The organism is Candidatus Eisenbacteria bacterium, assembly GCA_016867495.1.
GTDB lineage: Bacteria > Eisenbacteria > RBG-16-71-46 > CAIMUX01 > VGJL01 > VGJL01.
Map to the genome: position 1 here is coordinate 1 of VGJL01000092.1, position 10,239 is coordinate 10,239.

General features: G+C 68.3%; 7 protein-coding genes. 6 read left to right on the forward strand and 1 reads right to left on the reverse strand.

The window, feature by feature from the left end; all coding sequences use genetic code 11:
• The 5 genes from FJY88_09025 to purE form a co-directional block, all read left to right on the forward strand.
• On the forward strand, positions 1-2,946 hold a 2,946-nt coding region (locus FJY88_09025; protein MBM3287474.1), incomplete at its 5' end, for a hypothetical protein.
• A gap of 85 nt (positions 2,947-3,031) precedes the next feature.
• Positions 3,032-5,260 (forward strand): ATP-dependent DNA helicase PcrA, encoded by a 2,229-nt coding sequence (locus FJY88_09030; protein ID MBM3287475.1) that lies wholly within the window; start codon positions 3,032-3,034, stop codon positions 5,258-5,260.
• 78 nt (positions 5,261-5,338) lie between these two features.
• Entirely contained in the window at positions 5,339-6,718 is a 1,380-nt protein-coding gene (locus tag FJY88_09035; protein MBM3287476.1) for a DUF2088 domain-containing protein, read from the forward strand.
• Positions 6,715-7,989 carry a phosphoribosylamine--glycine ligase gene (purD, locus tag FJY88_09040; GenBank protein MBM3287477.1) on the forward strand — a complete coding sequence of 425 codons (1,275 nt, stop codon included), beginning with the start codon at positions 6,715-6,717 and terminating at the stop codon, positions 7,987-7,989. The genes FJY88_09035 and purD overlap by 4 nt, the downstream gene beginning before the upstream one ends.
• On the forward strand, positions 7,986-8,537 hold the full coding sequence (gene purE / locus FJY88_09045; GenBank protein MBM3287478.1) for a 5-(carboxyamino)imidazole ribonucleotide mutase: 552 nt from the start codon (positions 7,986-7,988) through the stop codon (positions 8,535-8,537). The genes purD and purE overlap by 4 nt, the downstream gene beginning before the upstream one ends.
• Before the next feature lie 60 nt (positions 8,538-8,597).
• On the opposite strand, the gene FJY88_09050 is transcribed toward purE, so the two are convergent.
• Positions 8,598-9,746 carry a deoxyhypusine synthase gene (locus tag FJY88_09050; protein MBM3287479.1) on the reverse strand — a complete coding sequence of 383 codons (1,149 nt, stop codon included), beginning with the start codon at positions 9,744-9,746 and terminating at the stop codon, positions 8,598-8,600.
• On the opposite strand from FJY88_09050, the gene FJY88_09055 reads away from it, so the two are divergent.
• A partial coding sequence (locus tag FJY88_09055) for a hypothetical protein (protein MBM3287480.1) occupies positions 9,745-10,239 on the forward strand: 495 nt, incomplete at its 3' end. The two genes, FJY88_09050 and FJY88_09055, sit on opposite strands and share 2 nt — an antisense overlap.

The window sequence follows — 10,239 nt, forward strand, 5'->3', positions numbered from 1 at the left end:
GATCCGGCGCTGGCCGTCCTATCGCCCGGCCTGCCTCGGGCGCGCGCGGGGGGAAGGCTCGAGGGCGCCTTTGTGGCCGCCGCCGATGAGCCGCAGGCGTCCGCGCGACTGCTCGACGGATGGTTCGAGGGGCTCGGTTCGCGCATCGAGCCGATCGCGCTGGAAGGAGAGCTTGCGAGCCGGGTCGTCCGCCTCGACAGCCTGCGCGTCGGACAGCCGGGACATGGAGTCTCGGGCCATGGCGCATGGGAAATCGATGGAGGGGCCTTGCGAGGGCGGTTCCGCCTCGAGGGGGCCGGGCTCGAGGATCTCGCCCAGCCATTCCTCGAGCCGGCGATCGGGGGAGAAGTGTCCGGGACGGTGATCCTAGGTGGAACGGTTGCTTCTCCGCGGCTGCTCGCCTCTCTCGATGCGACCGACTTCCGGATTCTCGAAGCGAGGGCGGGCCGTGTCGCCGCCGACAGTGTCGTCGTTGCGCTCTCGCCTCTGCGAGTCCGCGGGAAGGCTCTGGTCGAGCAGGCCGACATCTTCGGTGTGCCGGCCGACAGCGCCGGCTTTCTGGTCGACTGGGACAGGACCCTCAAGGTCGATGCCTGGGCTCTCCTGGATACCCTGTCCCTCGCGGCGAGCGCCGATATCATTCCTACCGACCCCGGATCTCTGACGATCGACCCCCTCGTCCTGACGCCGGGCTCCCTTCCATCGTGGCGCGCGAGCCGACCGGTGCGGCTCACCTGGGCGCGCGGTGGCGTCCGGATCGAGGAGGCGGAACTCGCCTCAGCCCATGGGCGGGCGCGGGGTGGCCTCGAGATCGGCCCAGAAGGTATTCCCCTGCGGGGGGCGCTCACGATCGAGGATTTCGACCTCGACCTCGTCAGGCGCGGGCTTGAGCTTCCGGAGTCGATGGTCGCCGGACGCATCGATCTCGAGGCGAAGGTCGCCGGGTCGATGGAGCGACCCGAGTGCGACGCGACTCTGCGGGGAACGGAGATCGTCGCGGCCCGATGGCCGATCGGTCCGCTGCGATCACGCCTCGCTCTCGAGGCCGGGGGCGAGCTCTGCATCGACTCGCTCGATGCCGGCGTCGGAGGCGGCCGTGGGAGGCTTCGCGCCAGGAATCTCTCGGTTCTCGCGCCGGTGCCCTTCCCCCAGTTCGTGGAGTCGATCCGCGATTCCATGTCGGCAGTTCTGCGCGGGACCGGAATCTCCGGGAGCCTCTGCGTCGAGGATCTCTCGGTCAGGAGGCTTGTCCGCACCGGCCTCGAGTCGGTTCCAGGAGGGGGCAGGACGCTCCTTCTGGAATCGGTCGATCCGATGACCGCCCGCATCCGCACGGTGGGGGTGGGAGACAGCGCGGAGGCGGTCGCCGTGGAGGACGCGATCGACGGCGAGATCGGCCTCGCCCTCACGCTTGGAGGGGCCATCGTCGCGCCGCGCGCGAAGCTGAAGGGCAGGATCGATCGTCTCCACCTGTACCAGGCGGAGGCCGACTCGCTGCTCTTCGGTTTCAGTTATGTCCCCCAGGACCTGACCCTCGACAGCCTGGTCTGGTGCCGGGACGATCAGCGCGCCAGGGCGCGCGGAGCGATGCCGCTGATCCTCAGTCCCGCGATCGGGAGAGCGAGCGTCCCGAAGGATCGACCTCTGTCGCTCGACGCGAGCCTCCCCGTTATCGACCTGGCGATTCTGGGCCTCCTGTCGCGCCAGATCCACGACCCGAAGGGCACGCTCTCCGGCGCCATTTCGCTGCGCGGCACCCCGCGTCGCGCCTGGGCGGAAGGGAATCTTTCGATTCGCGGGGGTGAGATTCGACTCCCCAAGAGAGAGGAGCGGCTCCGGGAGATCAACGGCGACGTCGTCCTTGACTCGACAGGCCTGCGGATCAGATCCCTCCGAGGCCGGATCGGGGAGGACGGAAGGATCGATGTCGTGGGGTACTGGCGGGACCCCGCAGACTTCAAGTTCGACGCGAAGGTCGATGATGCAACGCTCTATGAGACAGGCCTCTATCACCTTCGGGCGAATGGGGATCTGAGCGTTTTTCCCGTCGAGGAGGCCGGCGGCTCCTACCCCTTGATCGTCGGCACCGTCGAGGTCGAAGAGGGGGCGATCATCGGGGATCTCGCGAAGCAGCAGCCCCCGCCCCCGACCCCAGGAGCCCGTCCGAGCCCCGTGAGGGCGGAGATCGACGTGAAGGCTCCCGGCGATCTCAGGATCTCGACCGCCATCGCTTCAGTTCAGCTGGGCGAAGGCGAGGACCTGCACGTCAGCTTCGCGGATCCCCTCGTGAACGTCAGCGGGCGGATCCGGGTTCTGGGAGGGCGCTACCGGGTCTTCAACAACGTCTTCACGATCACCGATGGGACCGTGGAGTTTCGCGACACGGGGCGGGGGCCGGAGCCGATTCTCGATGTCAACGCGCAGACGCGCGTGCCGGAACGGGGGGGGCTCGGAGAAGCTCCGCAGGAGATCACGGTCCTGATCAACGCGACGGGTCCGGTCGCCGCCCTCAATCTGGAGTTCAGCTCGCAGCCGGAGAGGACCCAGGATGAGGTGATCGAGCTTCTGAGCATCGGCCGCCTCACGGACGCGAGCACGGGGACGGTCGGCGTGACCGATCCCTCCCGGCAGTATCTCTTCACCGAGCTGGTCAGCCAGATCGAATCGCAGATCACACAGCTGATCGCTCCGCTCGAGAAGGTCCAGTTGGAGCCCGGCGAGAGCGCAGGAGAGGCATGGAGACTGAGCGTCAGGCAAACGCTGCTGCCGCAGGTGTCTTTGGCCTACAGCCGCGAGCTCGCAGGCGCGGCGGACCAGGGTGTCAGCCTCCACTACAATCTCCGCGGGCAGCTCTACCTGAACGCCGGCGTGGAGCGGCGGATGGAGACGGGAACTCCGACCGATCGGTACTCGCTTGATCTCAAGCTCCGCTTCGAGTACAAGTAGCGGCTTGCGCGCCGTGGCCCGACCTGTCGGGCCCGCATCGGGTGTAAGGGGCGACGCGCCGCCCGATCCCCACGGAGGGGCTCTGTTGCATCGCGACGATTCGGTGTCCGCAATCCTCGAAGGGCTCAACGAGATCCAGGCGCGCGGCGTCGCCCATGGGGAGGGGCCGCTTCTCATCCTCGCGGGCGCGGGAAGCGGCAAGACCCGCGTCCTGACGAGCAGGCTGGCGCATCTGGTCGCTGCGCGGGGAGTGGCTCCCGACGCCGTCCTCGCCGTCACCTTCACCAACAAGGCCGCGGGAGAGATGCGCGTGCGCGTCCAGAAGCTCCTTGGACCGACCGCGCAGGCGATCTGGATCGGGACCTTCCACTCGATCTGCTTGAGGATCCTGAGGAGGCACCAGGAAGCCCTCGGCTTTCGCGGGAACTTGACCGTCTTCGACGCGGACGACAGCCTCAGCCTGATCCGGCAGATCCTCAAGGAGTCGGGCAAGACCGACGATCCGGTTCGGGCCGCGGACGCGCGGTCGGCGATCTCGCTCGCGAAGAACAGGATGATCGATCCGGAGCGCCTCGAGTCGGAGTCGGCCGGGCCGGGCGGGCGACGGATCGCGCGTCTGTGGCGCCTCTACGACGCTAGGCTCCGCGAGCAGGACGGCGTCGACTTCGATGATCTTCTGCTCCTGGCCGTGCGCCTGCTCCGCGAGAACAGGTCGATCGGCGACGCCTATGCGCAGCGCTTCCGCCACATCCTCGTCGACGAGTACCAGGACACCAACCGGGTCCAGCTGGAGCTTGTGCGGCGCCTGGCCGAGCGGCACGGGAACATCTGTGCCGTCGGGGACGACGACCAATCGATCTACAGGTGGCGCGGGGCGGATGTCACGAACATCCTCGGGTTCGAGCGGCATTTTCCGGGGACTGCCGTCTTGAGGATGGAACAGAACTATCGATCGACCAGGCGGATCCTCGATGTCGCCAACGCGGCGGTCCTCAAGAACGCCGGCCGCATGCCCAAGACGCTGTGGACCGAGAACGAGCCCGGGGAGGCCGTCCGCCTCTTCCTGGCGGAGGACGAGGAACAAGAGGCCAGGCATGTGGCGCGCAGGATCAGGGAGGAGGTCCGCGGGGGGGCTTCCCTGTCCCATCTGGCAGTTCTCTACAGGACGCACGCCCAGTCGAGAGCGATCGAGGAGGCCTGCATCCGGGCGGAGATCCCCTATCGCGTCCTCGGAGGGATCGCCTTCTACCAGCGCAAGGAGGTGAAGGACCTCCTGGCCTATCTTCGGCTGCTCGCCAATCCGCACGACGAGGTCTCCTTCCGGCGGGCGGCGCTGGCTCCGCGCCGCGGCGCCGGCGAGATGACGATCGATCGCATTCTCTCGGAAGCCCGCGCGAGGGGCGTCGATCTGCTCACCGCGTGCGAGCGGGCGCGGGAATGGGGAATGGAGGGGCGAGGATTCGCCGCGCTGGCCGATCTGGCTGCCTATCTCATGACGCTCGTTCCTCGGATCGATGAGAAGCCCCACGTCCTTCTCGAGGAGATCGCGCACCAGATCGGGTACAGGGAGTACCTTCGATCGCAGTCCGAGGCCGAGTGGGAAGATCGCTTCGCGCACGTGCTTGAGCTGATCGAGGGAGCCAGGGGGTACGAGGATGCGGAGGAGAGCGCCGGGGTCGTCGACTTCCTGGAGCAGGTCGCCCTGTACGCGCAGAGCGACAAACTCAGGGATGACGAGGAGCGGGTCACTCTGATGACCGTGCACAACGCCAAGGGTCTCGAGTTCGACGCCGTGCTCGTCACGGGCCTCGAAGACGGGCTCTTCCCCCACATCTCCTCCCTGACCGATCCCGAAGAGCTGGAGGAGGAGCGCCGCCTCTTCTATGTGGCCGTGACCAGAGCCCGGCGGACTCTCACGCTCACCGCGAGCCGTTCCCGGCGCCGCATCAATCGAATGGCCGGCTCGGACCTCAGCCGGTTCCTCTCGGAGATCCCCGAGGAGCTGCTCGAGATCGAAGGCCGCCTTCACGCCGCGACCGCCAGATTCCCGGCGCGGCGCGCCGCGACGGCGAAAGAGCTGCATGAGGAGGCCGCCCAGGACTCGGAGGATGAATGGGACGGCCCGATCATCGCGAGGGAGCCGGCCGCCGCCCGCGTGGCGGGCCGGACTCTCGTGCGCCACGTCCGCTACGGGATCGGGGAGGTGCTCTCGGTCGATGGGGAAGGAGAGAAGGCGCGGCTCGAGGTCCGGTTCCCGGGGTGGGGCACGAAGAAGATCGTGCGTTCCTACCTCGTGCCCGTCGGGAGAGGATGATGCGGATTGTCCCCCGAGCGCCTTGCGGCGGATCCTGCGCGGGGCAGCGATGAGAGGGAGACATGAACGGAGGTTCGCTTGAGCGTCTGGCTGCGCCTCGGGCGTGACCGGATCCGGGTGGAGCTTCTCGGGCGCTGGAGGCGGCCTCCTGTCGTCGCGCCCAGCCGTGCGGCCCTTCGATCTCTCGTGGAGGAAGCCGCGGGGCTCTCGAAGCGCTCCGGCGTCATCGCCCCGGAGGATGTGGATGCCCGCGTGCGCAGGCTCGACGCGGTGGTTCCGGAGGCTCCCTCATGGACCGACTTCTCGATGAGGGCGGCGGCAGCGAAACACGTTCGCCTGGTCGTCCCCGACGCGACGCGCAGGGGGCCATGGATGGAGTGGGCCTACCCCTCGGCGCGGTGGCTCGAGGCCGTGACGCCCAGGGCGATCAGCAGAGTGGTCCTCGTCGCGACGGGCGTGCACCGCCCCACGCTCGCCGAAGGGGTCCGCTTCCCGGCGGGCTGGAGTCTCGCCTTCAACGGCGAGGACGGTTTCGCGGCCCATCGGGAGGCGGGCAGGACGCCCGCCGGCACGCCGGTTCGCCTCCATCCCAAGTGGATGGACGGGGATCTCCGCGTGATCCTGGGCGATGTGAGCTTCCACTACTTCGCCGGCTTCGGCGGCGGCAGGAAGCTCGTCTTCCCGGGGCTGGGTGACCCTGAGGGGATCGTCGCGAACCATCGATTGAGCCTCGACGCGGCGGGATGCCCGCATCGCGCGTGCGCGCCGGGGGCGCTCGCAGGGAATCCGGTCCACGAGGATCTGGTGGAAGCGACGCGGCTCTGTCCCCCTCATCTCCTGCTCCAGATCCAGGACGCTGAGCCCGGCGGTCCCGAGCTCTTGCGGGCCGGCGACTGGATCACGACGCACGAGGAGGGATGCCGCGACTATCTTCACGGCCATCGCATCGCCCACTCGCGCCGGCCGGATCTCCTCGTGTGCGACGCCGGCGGACATCCGCGGGATGCGACCTTCCTGCAGGCACACAAGAGCCTGCAGCATGCGGCGCGATTCCTGTCGGAGCGGGGGCGTCTGCTGCTGGTCGCGGCGATTGACGAGGGGTCGGGCTCCGCGACGCTCGAGAGACTCTGGGGACTCGACGCCGACGAGCTGAACCGGCGCGCGAGGGAGTCGTACGAGATCCACACGCAGACCGCGCTCGCCCTGCGCGCCGTCCTGGATCGATGCGAAGTCGGGATCCTCTGCAGGCTGAGTCCCGATCGGCTCAAAATCCCCGGAATCCGCGTGTTCCAGGATCTGGAGGATGCCCTCAGGTGGGCCGAGGGGGAGCGAGCGCCCCGCCACTGGGGATGGCTCTCCCGCGCCGAGGAGGTGCTGCCGAAGCTGATCGGGGCGGGAAGGCCGGCGGAGGAGGAGGCGGCGACCGCCCGCCTCAGGTCAAAGGAGGAACGAGCGTGAGGATACTGATCGTGGGGTCGGGCGGAAGGGAGCACGCGCTGGCTTGGGCCGTGGCTCGCTCGCCCCTGAGGCCCCGGATCTTCGCGGCGCCGGGAAACGCGGGCATGGGGGAGACGGGCACTACCGTGCCGATCCCAGCGACCGCCCTCGAGGCTCTCGCCGACTTCGCGGAAGCTGCGCGGATCGATCTGACCATAGTCGGACCGGAAGCCCCCCTCGTCGCGGGAATCGCCGACATGTTTCAGTCGCGGGGCCTCAGGGTCTTCGGGCCGGGGACGGATGCGGCGACGCTCGAGGGAAGCAAGGTCGCCGCCAAGGATCTGATGCGCCGCAACGGGATCCCCACCGCCCCCTGCGAGGTCGTGTCGAGCCTGGAGGAGGCGGAGAGGGCGCTGGCCGGGGGCAGCTACCCCAAGGCGATCAAGGCCGACGGGCTGGCCGCCGGCAAGGGGGTCGTGATCGCGCGATCGCGCGAGGAAGGGAACGCCGCCGCCCGCCAGATGATGGTCGAGAGGCGCTTCGGCTCGGCCGGGGAGCGAGTCCTCATCGAGGAGTTCATCGAGGGAGAGGAAGTGTCGGTTCTCGCTCTCTGCAATGGGACCGACTATCTCCTCCTTCCGACGTCGCAGGACCACAAGCGGTTGCTGGACGGCGACCAAGGGCCCAACACGGGAGGAATGGGGGCCTACGCCCCCTTCCCGCGCTGGAATCGAGCGCTGGAGGATCAGGTTCGCCGGCGGATCATCGAACCGACGCTCGCGGCCCTGGACCGACGGGGGAGCCCGTACCGCGGCGTGCTCTACTTCGGACTGATCCTGCGTGATGGATCTCCCTTCCTGCTCGAGTACAATTGCAGGTTCGGAGATCCGGAAACGCAGGCCGTCCTTCCGCTCCTCGAGGGCGACCTCCTTCCGCTTCTGGACGCGATCGCGCGCGGAGAGAAGACTCCATTGCCGGAGCTCCAGGCAAGCAAGGGAGCCGCCGCCGTCGTCGTCTTGGCCTCCGGCGGATACCCCGACGCCTACGCGAAGGGGATGCCCATCAGCGGGATCGAGGAGGCGCGCAAGCGGGCGGGCGCCCTCGTCTTCCATGCCGGGACCAGATCGGCGGAGGGGGAGCCGAGGACGGACGGGGGACGAGTGCTCGGCGTCGTCGGCGTGGGTGAGGATCTCGAGAGGGCCCTCGCAATCGCCTACGAGGGGGCGGCCTTGATCGACTATCAAGGCAAGGTCTATCGAAGGGACATCGGAAGAAGGGGGATCGCGGGATGAGCGGGGAGAGCGGGAAGAGAGCGAAGGGCGGAGGGGCGGAGCGGATCGGATCCCGGGCAAGGCGCGGCACGACCTCGACGCCCGCGCAGGTGGGGATCCTCTTCGGGAGCGAGTCGGATCGAGATGTCATGTCGGAGGCCGCGCGCGTCCTGGGGAAGTTCGGAATCCCCTGCGAGATGAATGTCCTCTCGGCGCACAGGACGCCCGACGAGGCGCGCGACTATGCGCGTTCGGCGCGGGAGAAGGGGATTCAGGTCCTCATCTGCGGGGCGGGGATGGCGGCCCATCTTGCGGGCGCGGTGGCGGCCTCGACGACCCTGCCCGTCCTCGGGGTTCCTCTCTCCGCGGGGACCCTCGGCGGCCTCGACGCCCTGCTCTCGACCGTGCAGATGCCGGCGGGCGTCCCCGTCGGCACGCTCGGGATCGGCGCCGCGGGGGCGCGCAACGCGGCTCTTCTCGCCGCGCAGATCCTGGCGCTCGCGAATCCGGGGCTGCGTAGGAAGCTCGACACCCACAAGAGAGAGATGGCGAGGGGGGCGAAGCTGTAGGACTCCACTCAGCAGGCCCCGGACGTTTCCGGGCGAGCGTGTCGGCCCGATCAAACCGCCCTAGCTCGCCCCGGGCCCCTTCTTGGCTGGCGGCTTGATTCCCGGGGGCAGCATCTGCGTCACGCGCGTCTGCAGATGCGCGTCGCGCAGGGCCTCCAGCATCGCCTCCCTGTTGTCGTAGAGCCTCTTCAGCGGGCGAGGCGCGACATTCTCGAGGACGTAGGTGGTCAGCAGCGGAATCGCGATCGTCGAGTCGCAGTAGGCCACGACGGCGTCGGGGAGCCTGGTCGGATCGATCTTGCCCCAGGACACCGCTTCGCTCGGGGTCGCGCCGGAGAGCCCACCGGTGTCGGGGCGGGCGTCGGTCACCTGGAGGAAGTAGTCGTGGCCGGTGTCGGCGATGGAGAGGATCTCCTGCAGATGGGGCTCCGTCTGAAGAACGAAGTTCTTCGGCGAACCGCCGCCCAGGATCCAGACGCCGCTCGTGCCCCGGCGCTTCGCCTCGTAGACGATGGCGGCCGTCTCGTTCACATCTTGATTGGGATCGAGTATCAACCTGTTTCCCGCCAGAGCGGAGGCGGCGATGGTCATCCCGATGGAGGAATCGCCCGGGGAGCTGGTATAGACCGGCACGCCGCACTCGAAGGCCACCGCGAGCAGGCAGCTCTCGCTGATCCCGAGGACCTTCTCGCGTTCCCTCAGGTACTTCCCCACGCCGTGGTGGAACTCCGCGGAGGCCATCGGCTTCTGGAACGCCGGCGCGGCGACGACTTCCTGGTAGAATCGATCGGTGGCCAGCAGGACATCGTACTCGAACACGATGTCATAGATACGGATGACCCGGTCGGCCCGGAGGGCGACGTCGTCCACGGCCGGGCGCCCCTGATGAAGTGACAATCCGAGCCCGAAATGGGTATCGTGATAGAGGTTCGCGCCGGTCGTCACGATCCAGTCGACGTGGCCGGCTCGGAGGAGCGGGGCGATGCAGGAGATCCCGATCCCGGCGGGGGTCAGGGCTCCGGAGATCGAGAGGCCGACGGTGCCGCCGTCCTGGAGCATCTTCTCCGAGAGAAGGCGGCAGGCCTCCCGAAGGCGTGCCGCGTTGTAGGCGAGGAAGGTGCGGCGGACCAGGTCGCTCACAGAGATGCCTGGACGGACCGGTTCCGGCGCGATGCGCTGGCCGGCGAGGTAAGGACTGCGCTCAGGCATGGATGTCACCTCCTTGCATCGCGTCACGACGCTCGGAGGAAGTCTAGGGGCGCTCCGGCGGGAGGGCAATGCCCGTCGGTCGGCCCGAAGCGGAACACGGGAGGAGGAGCTCGTGGGTGCACCGAAGGAGTCGACGGGAGGGGCTTCCGCTGGCGGATCGCCCCCCGTCTTCAAGCTGAACAAGCGCGGCTCTTCGCCGCGCGTCGTCCAGGCCCTCGTCCCCATTCTCAGGGACGATGGGGTCGTCCTTCTCCCGACCGACACGATCTACGGCTTCTCCGGAAGGTTCGACAGCCCCCTGGCCTGGAAGAGGATTCGGGATCTCAAGGGATCGGACCGATCGGCGCCGATGCTCTCTTTGGTGGCCGGACCGGAGATGGCCTTCCAGTATGCCGAGCCGCCTCACGGGGCTTCCTACGAGATCCTGATCAAGTACTGGCCGGGCCCCCTGACTGCGGTTTTGAGGGCCCGTCCCCACGTTCCGACGGAGTTC